General features: G+C 46.4%; 2 protein-coding genes. Both read right to left on the minus strand.

All coding sequences use genetic code 11. The features are described 5' to 3' along the window. A partial coding sequence (locus tag R7R24_RS25190; RefSeq protein WP_318119842.1) for a glycosyltransferase family protein occupies window positions 1–280 on the minus strand: 280 nt, incomplete at its 3' end. 3 nt (window positions 281–283) lie between these two features. After that, on the minus strand, window positions 284–832 hold the full coding sequence (locus R7R24_RS25195) for a phosphatase PAP2 family protein (RefSeq protein ID WP_005488413.1): 549 nt from the start codon (window positions 830–832) through the stop codon (window positions 284–286). Between the last annotated feature and the right edge of the window lie 124 nt (window positions 833–956).

The raw sequence follows: 956 nt of genomic DNA on the forward strand, positions 1-956 counted from the left end.
AAGGCGCCAGGTTGAGTTGGTTCACTTCTTTGAAAAAATGAATCAAATTGTTGTTCAAGGCCGTTTTGGCGTAATTGACCGAGCCTTTTTCCGTCACAAACGTAAAACCGCGACGAGTCTGATAATCGCCAAACGCTTCCATTGAAAAGTATTTCTCCGGTGCTCGTCCAGAAAAAAGAAAGTCGACCTGCACATCGTGCGATTCAAATGCCTTGCTCATTGCACGTGCACGTGCGATATGGCCATTTCCCGTACCTTGAACACCGTATAGAATTTTCATCCATTAACCTCCTACGATCGCAATAGCCAGAGCACCACACGCACTTCCCAACAGCGCCCCGATGATGACGTCAGTAAAGAAATGGACACCGAGCAAAATACGCGCCGTGCCAATTAAGCTCGCCCAAGAGAATGCGGCATAACCGAGTTCTGGGTAGTAATGGTTGATAAGTGTTGCCATGACAAACGCAGCAGCAGTATGTCCAGACGGTAAACTGTAGCGATCAGAAGGGGTGATAAAAGCAGGTAACAAAGCGCTCAGTTCTTCAGGACGACGGCGTTTAAAGCTGTTTTTTAGCGTCCAGTAAATGGGTAGCTCGACGGCAAATGCCAGCAATCCGGCTAACATAAACCAAGATCCGTGTTCTTTATCTAAATACCAAGCTAACAGCCCTAAGACGACGTAGAGATGCCCATCTCCACTGTGCGAAACGCCTTTACTGATGTTGGCAACTTGTTGGTTAAAACGGTGCTGAAGACATACGCTAGAGAATGCTAAATCAAACTTAGCGATGGTTGCTATTGGCTGTGTGATTGTCTCAATGGTTCGCATGTGACCTTCCCTTACTTTGACAACGCCTTTGTGTGAAAAGTAGGAGGTTTAGGTGACAGCTACATGACGGGAAGTTGGACAATTAGTGACAAAAGTAGAATGGACGGAATAGCGCACATTGATG

This window comes from Vibrio sp. 704 (assembly GCF_033339295.1).

Coding starts and splice junctions, on each gene's coding strand:
- R7R24_RS25195 (WP_005488413.1), bottom strand. CDS start 832: ATGCGAACCATTGAGACAATCACACAGCCAATAGCAACCATCGCTAAG.